Consider the following 16,979-nt stretch of genomic DNA (forward strand, 5'->3'; position numbering starts at 1 on the left):
GGGTCGCCGGGGTGCGGCCGGGCTCGTCCGCCGCGCGGGCCGGGGTGCGCGGCGGCGCCGTGGTGCTGCGGGTGGACGACGCGTCCGTGGCGGGCTGGGACGTGACGAGGGTCGCGCGGGCGCTGCGCGGCGCCCCCGGGACGCGCGTGGCGCTCACCGTGGAGCACCGGACCGGCGGGGAGCGCCGCGAACGCCGCTTCCTCCTGTACCGCGCCGAGATCGCCGACCCGGCCGTCATCGCCCGCGACCTGCCGGACCGCGTCCGCAGCATCCGTGTGACGGGTTTCACGCGCGGCGCCGGGCGGCTGGTGCGGCGGGAGGCGGCGCGGGACCCGCACCGCCGCGACGGCATCCTGCTCGACCTGCGCGGCAACCCCGGCGGGCTGCTGTCGGAGGCGGTGGAGACGTCCTCGGCGTTCCTGGCGGGCGGGCCCGTGGTGACCTACGAACGCACCGGGCGTCCCCCGCAGCGCCTCGACGTCACCGCGCCCGGCGACGCCGCGGTCCCGCTGGTGGTGCTGGTGGACGCGGGCACGGCCAGCGCCGCCGAGGTGGTCGCCGCCGCCCTGCGGGACCGGAGGCGCGCGGTGATCATAGGATCGCGTACCTATGGGAAGGGGACGGTGCAGGAACCCGTCCGGCTGCCGGACGGCGCGGCGGTTAGCGTGACCGCCGGTCGCTACCGCACCCCCGGCGGCCGTAACCTCGACGGGGTGGGGATCGCTCCCGACGTGGCGGTCTCCGCCGACCGACCGCCCGGCGCGGCAGAGCAGCGCGCCCGGGCGGTGCTGAGGGGCCTGCTCGCCACGCTGCCGGAGGCGCGCTCGGGCGGCGTAACAGAAAGAGACCGAGGCTGATTACGTGCCACGTGAGACAGGGCGCAAGCTCATCGCCCAGAACAAGCGTGCCCGCTACGACTACCACATCGACGACACGTGGGAGGCGGGCATGGTGCTGATGGGCACGGAGGTGAAGGCGCTGCGCGCCGGCCGTGCCTCGCTCGCCGACGGCTACGCCCACGTCATGGACGGCGAGGTGTGGCTGGAGCACGTGCACATCCCCGAGTACGTGCAGGGCACCTGGACCAACCACGCCCCCCGGCGGCGGCGCAAGCTGCTGCTGCACCGCCGCGAGATCCAGAAGATCATCGCGAAGACGTCGGAGCCGGGCTGGACCCTGGTGCCGCTGGCGCTGTACTTCAAGGACGGGAAGGCCAAAATCGAGATCGGCCTGGCCCGTGGTAAGAAGACCTACGACAAACGCCAGGCCATCGCCAAGCGCGAGGCCGACCGCGAGATGCGGAGGGCGGCCGCGGCCCGGTTCAGGAGACGGTGAAGGTGTCGATCAACAGTCGGGCCCGCAGGGCCATCGCGGCGGCGAGCGGAGCGGCGCTGGTCGCCTCGACGGCCAGCGCCTGTTTCGCCGAGCCGTCGGCGATGCCGACCGTGCGCGACTTCCTGATCGCCTGGCAGGTCGGCAACTACAAGGCGGCGGCGAACCTCACCACCGGCGCCGACCGGCGCCAGGTGGAACAGGCGCTCGGCCAGGTCCGCGCCCAGCTGGACGCGGCCTCGATGCGGCTGGAACTCGGCACCCCGGTGCGGTCCGGCGAGAAGACCGCCGAGGCGATCACCAAGAAGGGCGACACCGCCGAGGCGAAGTTCTCGGTGAAGTTCGACCTCGGTGAGAACGGCCAGCCCTGGACCTATTCGAGCGGGATGCGGCTCAAGCGCATCGGCGGCAAGTGGAAGGTCGTCTGGGACACCTCGATCATCCATCGCCAGCTCAGGAACGGGCACCGGCTGGCGGTGGTCAGCACGGTCGCGCCGCGCGGTCAGATCTACAACGCGACCAACCGGTCGCTGCTGAGCCAGGTCCCGGCGGTCGTGGCGGGCGTCTACCCCGGGCAGCTCGCCGACCCCAAGAAGACCCTGGACCGGCTGGCCCGCGTGACCCGGCAGGACGGCGGGCAGCGGCTGGACGTGGAACGGCTGCTCGGCCGGGTCCGGTCCGCGCCGCCGGAGAAGTTCCTGTCGCTGCTGACGCTCCAGCAGCAGCAGAACCAGGCGTTGATCCAGCGGCTGCGGAGCGACGTCCCGGGCCTGCACGTCCAGCTGCGGAGGCTGCCGATCGGCTCGGTCGCGGCGCCCGAGGTGATCGGCACCCTCGGCCCGGCCACCGCCGACCGGCTCCAGCAGGTCGGCGCGCCCTACCAGCCGGGCGACACGATCGGCATCAACGGCCTGCAACTGTCCCAGCAGCGGAGGCTGGCGGGCACCCCGACCGTCCAGGTGGTCGCGCAGGACCCGCAGGGCCGCGACACCCAGACGCTGGCCTCCTGGCAGGGCGTGGAACCGAAGCCGATCCGCACCACCCTCAACAACCGCCTCCAGGAGAACGCCGAACGGACGCTGGCGGACCTGCGCTTCCCGGCGTCGCTGGTGGCGATCCAGTCCAGCACCGGCGCGGTACAGGCGGTGTCCAACCGCGGCACCGACGGGCGGAACGCCGCGTTCGAGGCGGAGTACCCGCCGGGACTGGCGTTCGGGATCGTGTCGGCCGAGGCGCTGCTGCGTAACGGCATGACCGACGCCGCGAAGACCGAGTGCCCGGCGACGGTGAACGTGGGCGGGCAGACGTTCCAGAACCCGGGCCCGCCGCGCAACCAGCAGTCGTTCCAGCAGAACTTCGGCGCCTCGTGCGCGACGACGCTGGCGGGGCTGAGCACCCGTGTCAGCGCCGCCTCGCTGGCCCAGTCGGTCGAGCGGTTCGGGTTCGGCAAGGACTGGGGGCTGGGGCTGTCGGCGTTCACCGGATCGGTGCCTACGCCCGCCAACGACGCCGAGAAGGCCGCCACCATGATCGGCCAGGGGCGGGTGCGGATGAGCCCGCTGGCGATGGCGGCGGTGGCCGCGGCCGTGGACGCGGGCCTGTGGCGTCCGCCGTACCTGGTCGCCGACCCGCCGCGCGGTCCCGAGGCCCCGCAGTCCCAGGCGCTGGACGCCGCCGTGGTGGACGGCCTGACGAAGCTGATGCGCCGCTCGGTGTTCAGCGGCACCGCCAAGGACGCGAAGGTGTCGGTGACCGGCGCCGTCTACGGGGTGGTCGCCACCGTGGACTACCAGGACAAGGGCCAGAACAAGACGGTCTCGTGGTTCGTGGGGGCGCGCGAGGGCACGGCGTTCGCGATCGCGATCGAGGGCAGGACGAACGCCGCCAAGGTGGCCGCCAGCTTCCTGCGCGGCGGTACGCCTTCCCGGACGACCACCCCGACCCAGCCCCCGAACGGCCAGCCCACCAACCCGACCCGCCCCCCGAACGGCACCCCCACGGGCACCCCGACCGGCACCTCGCCCACGCAGCCCAGGTAGTGGCCGCGACCCCGGAGACCCCGGCCGCCGCAGGGGTTTCCGGGGATCGTTGTCGCTTTGTTATCTCTTTGCCTGGGGGGCGCAACCCCGCCGGGTCCTCCCGGCGTCTTTACAGGTGACTGAGATGCCGCTTGGGGGGTTGCGGACTCAGTCGCCGTGATGAGACCAGAGCCTCGTCTCGGGGGAGGCTCTGCCGTCCGGACCGGCCCGACCCTGCCGGTCGGCCCCGGTGGGCGCGCCCTTTCGCCGCTCACCGGGGCTTCACTGCGTCCGGGCCCCGACGGGAATCATCTTGGCGTCACCCGCGTTACCCTTGTAGTGTCTGCACGTGGACGTCCCTCGGGGCGTCCGCTTTGACAACTCAACATGGGGGTGACCGGTTTCGACTTCGGTAGGTCGAGCCAGGGGAAGCGGGTCGAGGGTTGCTGTCGTGACCTCGTAAATCCTGTGACAGCAAACCAATAACTGCCAACAAGAAGCAGTCCGAGTTCGCTCTCGCCGCCTGAGGCGAGTAGCGACTCTGCCGGCCCGGGAACGTCTCCGGCCCGGGATCCGGCATCATCAGGAGACTCCACCCACAAGCACGGCCGCGGTGTCTGTGGGAACACCAAACAGCGGATGAGCCCGTCGGCGACTTGCCTGCGTGAGCGCCGGGGCTGAGAAAACGCTGAGCAGGCTGCACCCGGAGAAGCCCTGACTCATCACCGAAGGACGCGGGTTCGATTCCCGCCACCTCCACCCCAACAGAAGACCGCCGACCCGAACAGGTCGGCGGTCTTTTGCGTTCCGGGGGGCGGGCTGCGCTTGGAGAAGCCCTCCGTGTCTGCTGTACCGAAGGGCGCGGGTTCGATTCCCGCCGTCTCCACCCCAGCAGAAGACCGCCGGCCTGGAAGACGGGTCGGCGGTCTTCTGTGGTCCGGGGCAGCATGGGGAGCCGCCGACCAGAGGACAGCTGGTCGGCGGCTTTTCGTCGTGTGCTTGATCTTGGTTGTCGCGTTCGGGCGATGGACGTGCGAGCGATGTCGTCGTGGACCTGCTTCGACACCCGCTCTGCTGGCTCTTTCCGTGCCCGGTTCCGGCGATGCGGCTTAGTGCGCTGGTACTAGCGGTGGTCTCTCCAAGCAGTGCCAGGGCTTCTGTCCCGGCGGTCCGGCCGCGGGAAGACTCGGCTTCCAGCCCAAGCGGGCGACCTGCGTGACGGATCGGGGAAACCGTCACGCAGCTTCGGAATTCCTCATGGAGAAGCCTTGCGTCGTACTCTGACGACTCTCTCGCTCGGTGCCGCCGCCGCCGCCTCGCTCGCCCTCGCCACGCCGGCCAACGCCGCCGCGCCGACGGCCCCGACCGCCCCCACCGCGGACGCCGCCCAGGTGGCCGCCAAGCCCGGCCCCTGGTCGAAGTGGAAGCACTGGACGCTCCAGCCGGGTATCGGCGGGGTCGAGGTCAAGGGCAAGAGCCGCTGGCGGAAGCAGGGCAGCGCGAAGCAGGCCGAGATCGAGGTCAAGGTCCGCGACACCGACCTGAGGAACAGCAAGAACGCCTGCGCGAAGGGCATCAAGTACTACAAGCCCGTCGGCAACAGGCCCTACTCGTTGTGCGGCGGCAAGAGCTGGAAGACCCACACGATCCGCGAGTGGGGCCTGGACAAGGTCAACCTCTGGGAGTGCGTGGACAACGCCTGGACGTTCGAGAAGTGCAGCAGGTCCAAGACCGTTTACGACGGCTGACCGTCGTCAACGGTCCGCAGGGACCGATGTGGTGCCATGAGGCGGCCCCGTCCTCCAGGTCGAGGAGGACGGGGCCGTTTCGCGTGGGCGCGGCGCCCGGCGGGCGCGAATCCCGGTTTCGGACAGGGAGGCGGGGTTACCATGAGCGCGCGGAAGCGGGCCGGTCACGGACCGGCGTGGACCGAACGACCGGAGCCGCCGTGTCTTCTCCCGGGGTGCGCCAGCGTTCGGGGAACCTGCCCGCCGAGCTGACGACGTTCGTCGGGCGGGCGGACGAGCTGGCCGCGATCGGGGAGACGCTGGGACGGGCGCGGCTGGTGACGCTGGCCGGGACGGGCGGCGTCGGCAGGACCCGGCTGGCGTTGCGGGCCGCGAGCCTGCTCGCCGAGGACTTCCCCGACGGGGCGTGGCTGGTGGAGCTGTCGTCGGTGACCGACCCGGCGCTGCTGCCCGACCGCCTGTGCCGGGCGTTGTCGGTGCAGAACCAGTCGGCGCGGCCCGACACCGACGTCCTGGTCGAGCACCTGGCCGAGCGGTCGGCGCTGCTGGTGCTGGACACCTGCGAGCACCTGGTCGACTCGTGCGCGATCCTGGTCGAGACGCTGCTGCGGGCGGCCCCCGGGCTGCGGGTGCTGACCACCACCCGGCAGACGCTCGGCGTCCCCGGCGAGCACGTGATCCCCGTCGCGCCCCTGCCGCCGCCCCCGGACCGCCCCGACCCCGGCGACCTGCGGCCCGACGCGCTGGCGCTGTTCCTCGAACGGGCCCGGGCCGTGGACCCCGCGTTCGCGCCCTCCCCGGAGAACCTGGCGGCGGCGGCCCGGCTGTGCCGGAGGCTGGACGGTATCCCGCTGGCGATCGAGCTGGCGGCGGTGCGGCTGCGGGCGCTGTCGGTGACGCAGGTCGCCGAACGCCTCGACGACCGGTTCCGCGTGCTGGGGCACCGGTCCGCGACCACCGACCGGCGCCACCACACGCTGGAGTCGTCGATCCGGTGGAGCCACGAGCTGTGCTCCCCGGAGGAACGCCTGGTGTGGGCGCGGCTCAGCGTGTTCGCGGGCGACTTCGCGCTGGAGGCCGCCGAACGGGTCTGCGGCGACGGTGACCTCCCCGACGGGGTGCTGGAGCCGCTGGTCGGGCTCGTGGACAAGTCGATCGTGCTGCGCTGCGACACCCCGGCGGGCCCGCGTTTCGCGATGCTCGACACGTTGCGCGAGTACGGGACGCGTCGGCTGCGGGAGACCGGCGGGTGGGACGCGGCCGTGCGCCGCCACCGCGACCACTACCTGGACCTAGCGCGCCGGTTCGAGGCCGACTGGGCGACCGGCGACCAGCTCGCCTGGTGCGACCGGCTCCGCCCCGAGTACGCCAACGTCACCGCCGCCCTGCGCCGCTGCCTGGACGACCCGGCCGGGCACCGGGCGGGGCTGGCGCTGGCGGCCCGGCTGGGGTTCTTCTGGATCGCCGCCGGGCACACCAGGCCGGGCCGCGAGCTGCTCCAGGCGTTCCTGGAGCGCTGCCCCGACCCGACGCCCGACCGGGCCTGGGCGCTGTGGGTGTGCGGCTGGATCGCCACCGCCCAGGCCGACTTCGCCGCCGCCGAACGCGCCGCCGCCGAGTCGCTGCGCATCGCCGACGCGCTCGGCGACCGGCGGCTGCGGGCCTACGCGACCTACACCCTCGGCGTCCGCGCGGTCGTCGGCGGCGACCTGGAACGCGGGGTCGCGCTGAGCCTGGAGGCCGCCGGCCTGTTCCCCGAGGGCGGGGACGCGGTGATCGGCGCGCCGCTGGCGTGGAACATGGCGGCGCTCGGCCGCACGCACCAGGGCCGCCTGGACGAGGCCCTGGAGCTGCTCACCCGGTCCCGCGCGACCAGCGACGCGCACGGCGAGGTGTAGGCGCGTTCCTACGGCGACTTCGTCCGGGGCATCACCGAGCTGGCGCGCGGCGACGTCGCCGCCTCGGTCGCCTACTCGCGGGCGGCGCTGGAGACCAAGCACCGGACCGGCGACCAGGCCACCATGGCGGCGATCATGGACGTGCTGGCGAACGCCGCCCTGGCGGCCGGGGACGGGGTCCGCGCGGCGCGGCTGCTCGGCGCGTCCCAGCGGCTGTGGAGCGCCGCCGGGACCCTCCGCGACCACGGCCCGGCCCTGCACGCCGCCCGCACCGCCTGCGCGGACGGGGCCCGCGCGCTGGTCGGCGACGAGGGCTACGGGTCGGCGTTCCGCCAGGGCGGCCGGGCCACGACCGGCGAGGCCGTCGCCCACGCGCTGGGCGCGGACCGGCCCGCCGGGCGCGGCGCGGGCTCCCCGCTGACCCGCCGCGAGCAGCAGGTCGCCCGGCTCGTCGCCCGCGGCCTGACCAACCGGGAGATCGCCGAACGCCTCGTGATCTCCCGCCGCACCGCCGACTCCCACGTCGAGCACATCCTGGCGAAGCTGGGCTTCACCTCCCGCACCCAGATCGCCGTGTGGATCTCCGGCCGCCCTCAGGACCGCGCGTAGCGGGACGGCGTCGTGCCGACGGTGGCGGTGAAGTCGCGGATCAGGTGCGCCTGGTCGGCATAGCCCAGATCGACGGCCAGGGCCGCCCAGTCCACGCGGGTGCCCGCGTCGGCGCGGGCGGCGGCCTCGTGCAGGCGGGCGCGGCGCAGCACCCACTTGGGGGAGGCCCCGACGTACTCGGCGAACACGCGTTGCAGCGTGCGCGTCGACAGCCCCGCCGACGCGGCGACCTGGTCGACGCGCAGCAGCGACGGCGAGGCCATGATCCGTTCGACGATCGCGGCGGCCTGGTCGGCCTGCGGATCGGCCGCCGCGGGCAGCCGGGGCAGCAGGAACGCCTCGGCGAGCGCGGCCATCGCGGCGGAGTCGGGGGCGGCGAGGATCCGGTCGCCGGCCTCCTCGGCCTCCGGGCCGAAGATCTCGGCGGCGGGGACGCGGCGGTCGGCCAGCTCCGCGACGGGCCCGGAGACGAACGGCCGGAAGCCGCCCGGCCGGAACCGCACGCCGAGCACCTGCCCCCGGCCTTCGAGACGGCGGACGAACAGGTTCCGGTCGACGCCGTAGACGAGCGGGGCGGGGCGTTCGAAGACCAGGTGGACGTTCGGGTGCGCCAGGACCCTGGTCTCGTACGGCTCGGCGACCCGCCAGCGGACATGCCAGTAGTACTCGACGAACGGCGCGGCGCGCGGGCCCGGCGGGTGCGTCCGGGTGTCAACGATGGGGGCGTGCTGCCTGGGGTACAGCACGCCGCGCGGCATGTCGGCCATGGGGCCAGGTTAGTGGCGCGTTTCTTCAAGAGCGCGGGGGTGGTTCGCTCATAGGTTTGAAACATGAACGGGAACCTGCACGCCCACCTGACCGAAGCCGCCGCCGAAGCCGCCCGCGTCGCCCGCGGGGTGCGGGCCGGGCAACTGGACGGACCGACGCCCTGCGCGGAGTTCGACGTCCGGACGCTCGTCAACCACTGGGTCCTCTACACCTCCCACGGGCTGGAGCGCCGGGCCCGCCGCGAGCCCATCCCCGAGGAGCTCCTCGAACGGGACTTCACCGCCGAGCCCGACTGGGCCGACGCCTACGCCGCGCAACTCGACCGGGCCCTGGCCACCTGGTCGGACCCGGCCGCCTGGGAGGGCGAGATCGAACTCGGCGGCATGTCCGTGCCCGCCGCGGAGGCCGTCGCGCTGATCCTCAAGGAGATGACCGTGCACGGGTGGGACGTCGCCCGCGCCACCGGCCAGGAGTTCCGGCTGTCGGACGGGGCCGCCGGGCAGGTCCTCGCGACGGTGACGGAGAACGCCGAGCTGTACCGGCGGTACGACGGGTTCGCCGAGCCGAAGGACGCGCCGGAGGGGAGCGGCCCGTTCACACGGGCCCTCGCCGAGTCCGGCCGGGACCCCGACTGGAAGTCATGATCACAAAGTTGGGCGTTGGGTCTTCCGATGTGACGCAGCTCTCCGCTTGGCTGTGGCCATGCATGAACGGATCGCGGTCGTCACCGGAGCGACATCGGGGATAGGGAAGGAGATCGCGCGGGCGCTCGCCCGGAGCGGCCACCGGGTCGGCATCGTGGCCCGGCATCCGGTGCGCTGCGGAACGGCGGTGGAGGAGCTGCGGGCCGACGTCCCGGACGCGATGATCGACACGTTCCTGGCCGACCTGTCGACGCTGGCCGACGTGCGCCGCGCCGCCGGGGAGATCCGGGCCCGCTACCCCCGGCTCGACGTGCTGGTCAACAACGCCGGGGTCCATCTGCTGCGCCCCAAGGTCAGCCCCGACGGCTTCGACCGGATGGTCGCCACCAACCACCTCGGGCCGTTCCTGCTCACCAACCTGCTGCGCGAGCTGCTGGAGAAGTCCGCGCCTTCGCGCGTGGTCAACGTCGCCTCCGAGGCCCACCGCCACGCCGACCGCGTCGACGTGGAGCGGTTCGCCGAGCCCGGCCACTACGGCCGGGGCGGGTCGCTGCGCGTCTACGGCCGGTCCAAGCTGCTGAACATCCTGTTCACCCAGGAACTCGCCGAGCGCCTGGCGGGCACCGGCGTCACCGTCAACGCCGTGTGCCCGGGGTTCGTCGCGACCGGGCTGGCCGACGAGGTCCCCGGCGCGCGGCGGATGGGCGCGCTGCTGTCGCGGACGCCGCTGGTGCGCACCCCCGAGCAGGGCGCGCGGATGGCGGTGCGGCTGGCCACCGACCCGGAGTTCGAGGGCCGCACCGGTGGCTTCTACTCCTCCACGCCCGGCGCGGGCCTGCTGCCGACCACCCCCGAGCTGAAGGATGCCGAGCTGCGGCGCGCGGTGTGGGAACGCTCGGTCAGGCTTGTCGGACTGCCGGTGAGGTGATCCGGCCCGGCCATGCCGCTAGCTTTAGGTACGTGAGCCATCCGCATGACCCGTACCCGCCGCACCAGGGACCCGGACACGGCCGGGTCCCGCCGCCCGCCCCAGGCCCGCAGCACCCGGGCCCACCGCCGGGCCCTCCGCCCGGCCCGCGGCCGGGACCGGGGCACCCGGGCTCGCCCCCCGCCCCGCAGGCGGGACCGCAGCATCCCGGCTCGCACCCTGGCTCGCAGCCCGGCCCGCAGCCCGGCCCGCACCCGGGGGCGCGGTCCGGCTCGCGGGCGGAGGCGTCGCGGCCGCGTTACGCGCCGCCCAAGGGACGGCTGACGGACGTGTTCACCGGGGCGAAGTACCTGCTGCGCGGGCTCGGCTGGGTGGCGCGGCACCCCCGGCAGTGGCTGTTCGGGCTGATCCCCGCCGTGATCGTGCTGGCCGTGTACGCGGTCGTGCTGGGACTGCTGGCGTTCAACCTCGACACCGTCGCCGCGTGGGTGACGCCGTTCGCCGACGGCTGGTCGGAGGGGCTGCGCACCGCCACCCGGGTGGTCGCCGGGCTCGCGGTGTTCGGGGCGTCGGCGTTCGTGGCGGTGCTGACGTTCACGGCGCTGACGCTGCTGGTCGGCGACCCGTTCTACGAGAGCATCGCGGTGCGGGTCGAGGACTCGCAGGGGGGCGCGCCGCCGGAGCCGGACGAGCCGCTGCTGACCCAGATCGCCCGCGCGGTCAAGGACGCGGCGCTGCTGGGCGTGATCGCGGTCGCGTTCGCGCTGGTGTTCTTCGTGTGCGGGTTCATCCCGGTGATCGGGCAGACCGTGGTGCCGGTGCTCGCGGCGTGCGTGTCGGGCTACTTCCTGGCGGGGGAACTCGCCTCGGTGGCCCTGGAAAGGCGCGGTGTCCACCGCCGGGAGCGTTTCGGGCTGATGAAGCGGCAGCGACCGTTGGTGGTGGGTTTCGGGGCGGCCACATTTGTGGTCTTCCTCATTCCCCTGGGAGCGGTTCTGGCCATGCCGGGCGCTGTGGCGGGCGCCACTCTGCTGGCCAGAGAACGGCTGGCGATCAATCCGCTGCTCACCGAGGGTGGTCGCGACGCTCCCGAATATCGCTAAGGCGATAGGAAGCTGTGTCCTGAGTGTAATTACCGGCCCGAACCTAAATACCGATCTTCGCGTAACGTGTGCCGCATGTCCGATCAGGGGGAGCGCGGTGTGCGCTGGACCGAGATGAGCGAGAACGACGCCTTCGACCGGGAACGGGCCGACGCGCCGGGCGCGGTCCGGGGGGACGCGGGGAACGGCGGGGAGCCCGTTCCGCACGACGTGTGGGGCAAGGTCGAGCGGCCCGACGCGCGTCGCGTCGCGCCCGCCCCGGCGGACGAGCCCGAGCCGACGAACGGCGCCCGGCGGGAGTCCCCGGCCGGGGAACCCTCCGCAGAGCCCGCCCCCGCCGACCCCACCCTCACCCAGCCCGTCACCACCGGGCCCGTCACGACTGAGCCTGTCACCACCGGGCCCGCCCCCGCCGACCCCACCCTCACCCAGCCCGTCACCACCGGGCCTGCCATCGCTGAGCCGGTCACCACCGAGCCGGTCACCACCGAGCCGGTCACCACCGGGCCCGCCCCGGCCGAGGCGCCGCACGCGGAGACGGGCCCGCAGCCGACCGTTCCCGAGGAGCCGTACGCGGTGACCGTGGAGGAGCCGTACGCAGGGGCGGACGCCGGGACCGGCCCGCAGGCCGCCGTTCCGACCGTTCCGGCCGAGGCCGTGGAGCCCTACGTCCGGATCGAGGCGCCCGCGGACGCGGTCCGTGAGGACACCGGGCCACGGCGGGGCGTCTCGTGGGAGGACGAGGAGCGGCCCGCGCCGCAGCCGGTCGCGCCGAGCGACCCGCAGGTCGTGACCGGCACCGGCCCGCGGCCCGCGGTGGGCGATGACGAGCCCGCCCCGGCTCCCGACCCCGACGACATCAAGGTCGCGCCCGTCCCCCCCGGGCCGCGCGGGGAGGAGCGGGCCCCGGCCGGGCCGGAGCAGAGGCCGGAGCAGGGGTCGGGCTGGGAGGGCTCGCTGTTCGACGGCGACGGTGAGGGCGATCCGCGGTACGCGGCGGTCACCCCGACCGGCGCGGGCGTCCCGGCCAAGCCGGGCAAGCCCAGCAGCGGCAACTGGCAGATGCCCGACTGGATGGCCGACGAGACGGCGGCCGACGCCAAGCTCGGCGGCGCGAGCGGCCTGCCCGGCGAGGACGGTCGCGGCCGGTCGCGGCTGGTGCTGTTCGGCGGCGTGGGACTGCTGGTGGTGGCCCTCGCGGTGGCGGGCGGCGTCTACTACATGAAGAACAGCGGCGGCGGCGAGCCCGCTCCCCGGGTCGAGGACAAGGGACGCCCGGCGGCGAACGCGGCCCGCAAGCCGCAGCTGCCCGCGCCGGAGCTGCCGCCGGACCGGCCGCTGCGCAAGTTCCCCGGCACGGCCGGCAAGGTCGCCGGGCGCGTCGTCGACAGCCGTTCGGGCCTGGTGTACCCGCTGCTCGGCAAGCCGTGGCAGGTGCCCACCAAGAAGAACAAGCTGGGCGTGTCCGGCTGGTCCGGGCAGCAGATCCTGGTGACCGAACGCCGGGGCGGTCAGCTCTGGTACGGCCAGCTGCTCACCGGCCAGTTGCCGCCGACGCTCCAGTCCGCGTGGAAGGGGCCGGAGAGCCTCAAGACCGTCACCGCGCTCACCGCCCAGAGCCTGGAGACCAACTACTACGCCTTCCCGCACCGGACGCAGCCGCTCGCCTCGCAGGCGCTCACCGTCGGCGGCCGCAAGGGCTGGCTGATCGCGTCCCGGCTCGCCTACAAGCGGGCGGGGGTGCGCGCGACCGGCGAGGTCGTCATGACGGCGGTGATCGACACCGGTCGGCCGACACCCGCCGTGGTGTTCGCCTCACTGCCGAACACGCATGCGAGGATGCTGCCGGACCTCACGCAGTTCGTCACCCGGCTCAAGCCCGCCTCCTGAGGCCCCCGTCCGGGGGGTTCGACCGGAAACGCGGGCCGGGGCGGTGCGTGCGCGTTAAGTGACGTTTCGCCTACGCTGCCCGGCGTGGGGCACAACGACGATCACGCTGACGACGCGCCGACCGGCCCGCTGCCGATCATCCGTCCCGACGGCCCGGACTTCCCGCCGGAGGGAAGGGGCGCGTCGCGGGCGGAGGAGGACCCGCAGCCGGGGATGATGCCGCCGCCCCCGCCCGGTCCCGTGCCGAGCGTCGCGCGACAGCGCCTCCCGCCGCCCGCCGACGCGGAACGTTCCGAGCCCGCGCCGCCGGTCGTGGAGGTCACCGAGGAGGCGCTGCGGCGGCAGGACGTGATGGCCGCCGCCGTGCTCGGGGCGTTCGCGGTGCTGCTGCTGGGCGCGCTGGTGGCGTTCCTGTGGCGGTGACCGGCTCCGGGGCCCCCGTTACCGAATCTCGTTCTAATAGGGTGGGGGCACCCCCGAGCGAGAGGTGCGGTCATGGCGATCGGACTGACCGAGGAACACGAGGCGCTGGCGGCGTCGGTACGCGGGTTCGCCGAACGGCGCGTCACCCCGGAGGTGGTGCGGGCGGCGCTGGGGTCCGGGGAGCGGACCCCGGGGTTCTGGGACGCGCTGGCCGGGCAGGGACTGCCGGGCCTGCACCTGCCCGAGGAGCACGGCGGCCAGGGGTACGGCCTGCTGGAGCAGGCCGTCGCGCTGGAGGAGCTGGGGCGCGCGCTCGCGCCCGGCCCCTACCTGCCGACCGTGCTGGCGTCGGCGTTCCTCGCCGTCGCGGGCGAACCGCCGTCCGGCCTCGCCGACGGTTCCCGCACCGCCGCCATGGCGACCGGCGGCCCGGCGCTCGCGCTGGCGGACGGGCGGCTGTCCGGCACCGTCCGGCCGGTGCTGGGCGCGCAGCTCGCCGACGTGCTGGTCCTGCCGGTCGAGGACGGGAGCTGGGTCGCCCTCGACGCCGCCGACGTCACCGTCGAGCCCCTGGAGTCGCTCGACCTGACCCGTCCCGTCGGTGCGGTGACGGTGGACGGCGTCCCCTCGCCGGGGACGTTCCGCGGGCGGCCGGACGCGCCGGCGACGATCCTGCTCGGCGCGGAGGCGTGCGGCGTCGCGGGCCGGGCGCTGGCGGACGCCGTCGCGTACGCGAAGCTGCGCGAGCAGTTCGGGCGGCCGATCGGGCAGTTCCAGGGCGTCAAGCACCGGTGCGCGCGGATGCTGATCGCCGTCGAGCGCGCCCGCGCCGCCGTCTGGGACGCCGCCCGCGCGTTCGCCGAGGACCCGGACGGCGAGCAGTGCGCCTACGCCGTCGGCGTCGCCAACGCGCTGGCCGGGGACGCCGCCGTGTTCTGCGCCGAGGGCAACATCCAGGTCCACGGCGGCATCGGCTACACCTACGAGCACGACGCCCACCTGGTCTACCGGCGCGCCCTCACGCTGCGCGCGCTGCTCGGCCGCGCCGCCTCCGCCCGGCGGAGGGTGGCCGACCTGGCGTTCGGTGGCGTCCGCCGCCCGATGTCGGTCGAGCTGCCCGCCGACGCCGGGCCGCTGCGGGAGCGCATCCGCGCGGAGATCGCCGAGATGGCGGCCATGGACCTTCCCGCGCAGCGCGCCGCGATGGCCGCGGGCGGCTGGGTCACCCCGCACCTGCCGCGGCCGTGGGGCCGGGACGCCGGGCCGCTGGAGCAGATCGTCATCCAGCAGGAGCTGACGGCGGCCGACGTCCGGCCGGTGCCGCTGATGATCGCCGCCTGGGTCGTCCCGTCGCTGGTCCGGTACGGCACGCCCGAGCAGCGGGAACGCTTCCTGCCGCCGACGCTGCGCGGCGAGATCGTCTGGTGCCAGCTGTTCTCCGAACCGGGCGCGGGCTCGGACCTGGCCGGGCTGACCACCCGCGCCGACCGCGTCGAGGGCGGCTGGAAGATCACCGGGCAGAAGATCTGGACGTCCCTGGCCCGCGAGGCGCGGTGGGGCATCTGCATCGCCCGCACCGACCCCGACCGGCCCAAGCACGACGGCATCACCTACTTCCTCGTCGACATGACGGCGCCGGGCATCGAGATCCGGCCGCTGCGGGAGGCGACCGGCGACGCGGTGTTCAACGAGGTCTTCCTCGACGGCGTGTTCGTCCCCGACGACCGGGTGGTCGGCCCGGTGAACGAGGGCTGGCGCGTCGCCCGCAACACCCTCGCCAACGAGCGCGTCGGGCTGACCAGCGCGTTCCAGCTCGGCGGGGACCTGCCCAAGCTCGTGCGGCTGGCGACCGAACTGGGTCTGGCCGACGACCCGGTGGTCCGCGACGAGATCGGGCGGCTGGCCTGCGACGAGCACGCGTTCCACCTGCTCGGCCTGCGCGCCACGCTCAAGCAGCTCTCGGGGACCGATCCGGGCGCCACCGCCAACGTCCGCAAGCTCGTCGCGATGGAGCACGGCCAGCGGGTCACCGAGTACGGCTTCACGCTGCTGGGGGCCGAGGGCGCGCTGACCGGCGGCTGGAAGTCCGAGCCGCGCCGCCGGTGGACCCGGTACCTGCTCGCCTCGCGCGCGATGACGATCGGCGGTGGCACCACCGAGGTCAACCTCAACGTGATCGGGGAGCGGATTCTCGGTCTGCCGCGCGATCCCGTAACATGAGAATCCTTCACATCTACGGCGGGGAGCGGGCATGGATCTGCGGGGCGCGGTCGTCCTGATCACCGGGGCGTCCTCGGGCATCGGCGCGGCCTCGGCGCGCGCGTTCGCCCGCGCCGGGGCGACCGTCGCGCTGGTGGCGCGCGACGCGGGCCGCCTGCGCGCCCTGGCCGACGAGCTCGGCCGCTCGGGCGGCGCGGCGCACGCCTTCCCCGCCGACCTGTCGGTGCCGGAGGCCGTCGAGGCGATGGCCGCCGAGGTCAGGGACTCCCTCGGCGTCCCCGACGTGATCGTCAACAACGCGGGCGCGGGCCGCTGGCTGTTCGTCGACGAGACCACGCCCCGCGACTTCCACGCGATGACGGCCGTTCCCTACCTGGCCGCCGGGTACGTCACCACGGCGTTCGCCGCCGACATGGTGGAGCGCGGCAGCGGCCGGATCGTCGTCGTGAACTCGCCGGTCTCGCGCGCGGTGTGGCCGGGCGCGTTCGGCTACGCCGCCGCCCGCTGGGGCCTGCGCGGTCTGGTCGCGGCGCTGCGCCTGGACCTGCGCGGCACCGGCGTCGGCGTCACCGAGGTCGTCCCCGGCAAGGTCTCCAGCGAGTACTTCGCCAACAATCCCGGCTCGGAGGAGCGCGTCCCCGGCATCTCGGCGGTCGTCCCGACCGTCACGCCCGACCGGGTCGCCCGCGCCCTGGTCGCCGGGGTCGCCCGCGACCGCCGCCGCGTGATGCTCCCGCTGACCCTGCGCGCCGTCGCCGCCCAGGCGTGGCTGGCCCCGCGCGCGACCGACCTGCTGATGTCCCTCACGGGCGCCAAGCGCCCCTGACGACCGGGCGGCCGCGGGCCAGGGGGCGCCCGCGGCCGCCTTCCCCACCCGCCCCCGCACGCGCGGATCCGGTAGCGTCCAGGCGCGATGGAGGGGCGCAGGCGGCACGCGGTGGCCGCACTCACCGGTCTGGTGCTGGGGCTGCTGGCGATCGGGCCGGGGCTCGGGCCGGGCTTCGTGCTGTCGTTCGACATGGTGTTCGTGCCGGACCCGGCGTTCACCCGGATGACGTTCGGGCTGACCGGGACGGTGCCCCGGCACGTGCCGAGCGACGCGCTGGTCGCGGCGCTGGGCGCGGTGCTGCCCGGCGCGGCGGCCCAGAAGCTGCTGCTGCTCTCGATCTTCGTGATGGCGTGCGTCTCGGCGGCGTCCCTGGTGCCGTCGCGGCGGACGCTCCCGCGACTGGCCGCGGGGGTCTGCTACGCCTGGAACCCGTTCGTCGCCGAACGCCTCCTCCTCGGCCACTGGGCCTTCCTCCTCGGCTACGCCGCGCTGCCGTGGGCGGTCGGCGCGGCGGCCCGGCTCAGCGAGGGCGGCGGCGGCCGGCGCCTGGCGCGGGCCCTGCTCCCCGC

At 74.4% G+C, this 16,979-nt stretch carries 14 protein-coding genes, 1 other RNA gene and 1 pseudogene; 15 read left to right on the top strand and 1 reads right to left on the bottom strand.

The genetic code is table 11. The features are described 5' to 3' along the window. From AKI01S_RS44165 to AKI01S_RS49930, 7 genes are all read left to right on the top strand, one after another. Positions 1–857, top strand: an 857-nt coding sequence (locus tag AKI01S_RS44165; protein ID WP_067832072.1) for a S41 family peptidase, incomplete at its 5' end; no start/stop codon positions are given. 4 nt (positions 858–861) lie between these two features. After that, the gene (gene smpB, locus AKI01S_RS44170) at positions 862–1,335 is read left to right on the top strand and encodes an SsrA-binding protein SmpB (RefSeq protein WP_067832074.1); all 474 of its coding nucleotides are present in this window, start codon (positions 862–864) and stop codon (positions 1,333–1,335) included. Between the two features lie 2 nt (positions 1,336–1,337). Beyond that, entirely contained in the window at positions 1,338–3,371 is a 2,034-nt protein-coding gene (locus AKI01S_RS44175) for a penicillin-binding transpeptidase domain-containing protein (protein ID WP_157420581.1), read from the top strand. 368 nt (positions 3,372–3,739) lie between these two features. After that, positions 3,740–4,112, top strand: a transfer-messenger RNA (tmRNA) gene (gene ssrA, locus AKI01S_RS44180). A gap of 506 nt (positions 4,113–4,618) precedes the next feature. Next, on the top strand, positions 4,619–5,098 hold the full coding sequence (locus AKI01S_RS44190; protein ID WP_067832078.1) for a hypothetical protein: 480 nt from the start codon (positions 4,619–4,621) through the stop codon (positions 5,096–5,098). Positions 5,099–5,313: 215 nt separating this feature from the next. Then, complete coding sequence (locus AKI01S_RS44195; protein ID WP_084000845.1) at positions 5,314–6,996, top strand: ATP-binding protein; 1,683 nt, start codon at positions 5,314–5,316, stop codon at positions 6,994–6,996. A 123-nt stretch (positions 6,997–7,119) separates the two neighbouring features. Continuing rightward, positions 7,120–7,605 carry a LuxR C-terminal-related transcriptional regulator gene (locus tag AKI01S_RS49930; RefSeq protein WP_084000846.1) on the top strand — a complete coding sequence of 162 codons (486 nt, stop codon included), beginning with the start codon at positions 7,120–7,122 and terminating at the stop codon, positions 7,603–7,605. Here the strand turns inward: AKI01S_RS49930 and AKI01S_RS44200 are convergent. Further along, a complete protein-coding gene (locus AKI01S_RS44200) occupies positions 7,590–8,372 on the bottom strand; it encodes a helix-turn-helix domain-containing protein (protein ID WP_067832080.1) in 783 nt (260 codons plus the stop codon). The two genes, AKI01S_RS49930 and AKI01S_RS44200, sit on opposite strands and share 16 nt — an antisense overlap. A 63-nt stretch (positions 8,373–8,435) precedes the next feature. On the opposite strand from AKI01S_RS44200, the gene AKI01S_RS44205 reads away from it, so the two are divergent. From AKI01S_RS44205 to AKI01S_RS44240, 8 genes and pseudogenes are all read left to right on the top strand, one after another. Further along, positions 8,436–9,017 carry a TIGR03086 family metal-binding protein gene (locus AKI01S_RS44205; protein WP_067832082.1) on the top strand — a complete coding sequence of 194 codons (582 nt, stop codon included), beginning with the start codon at positions 8,436–8,438 and terminating at the stop codon, positions 9,015–9,017. Positions 9,018–9,075: 58 nt separating this feature from the next. Then, positions 9,076–9,945 carry an SDR family NAD(P)-dependent oxidoreductase gene (locus tag AKI01S_RS44210; RefSeq protein WP_067832084.1) on the top strand — a complete coding sequence of 290 codons (870 nt, stop codon included), beginning with the start codon at positions 9,076–9,078 and terminating at the stop codon, positions 9,943–9,945. A gap of 329 nt (positions 9,946–10,274) precedes the next feature. Beyond that, positions 10,275–11,048 (top strand): EI24 domain-containing protein, encoded by a 774-nt coding sequence (locus tag AKI01S_RS44215; protein ID WP_245682040.1) that lies wholly within the window; start codon positions 10,275–10,277, stop codon positions 11,046–11,048. A gap of 75 nt (positions 11,049–11,123) precedes the next feature. Further along, positions 11,124–12,938, top strand: coding sequence for a hypothetical protein (locus AKI01S_RS44220; RefSeq protein WP_157420583.1), 1,815 nt, complete (start codon positions 11,124–11,126; stop codon positions 12,936–12,938). Positions 12,939–13,022: 84 nt separating this feature from the next. Continuing rightward, entirely contained in the window at positions 13,023–13,361 is a 339-nt protein-coding gene (locus AKI01S_RS44225) for a hypothetical protein (RefSeq protein WP_067832087.1), read from the top strand. Between the two features lie 72 nt (positions 13,362–13,433). Then, complete coding sequence (locus AKI01S_RS44230) at positions 13,434–15,581, top strand: acyl-CoA dehydrogenase family protein (RefSeq protein WP_067832089.1); 2,148 nt, start codon at positions 13,434–13,436, stop codon at positions 15,579–15,581. A 31-nt stretch (positions 15,582–15,612) separates the two neighbouring features. Then, positions 15,613–16,407, top strand: coding sequence for an SDR family NAD(P)-dependent oxidoreductase (locus AKI01S_RS44235; protein WP_067832091.1), 795 nt, complete (start codon positions 15,613–15,615; stop codon positions 16,405–16,407). An 87-nt stretch (positions 16,408–16,494) separates the two neighbouring features. Then, positions 16,495–16,979, top strand: a pseudogene (locus AKI01S_RS44240) (hypothetical protein); the annotation flags it as partial.

The organism is Actinomadura kijaniata NBRC 14229 (genome assembly GCF_001552175.1).
GTDB classification, from domain to species: domain Bacteria; phylum Actinomycetota; class Actinomycetes; order Streptosporangiales; family Streptosporangiaceae; genus Spirillospora; species Spirillospora kijaniata.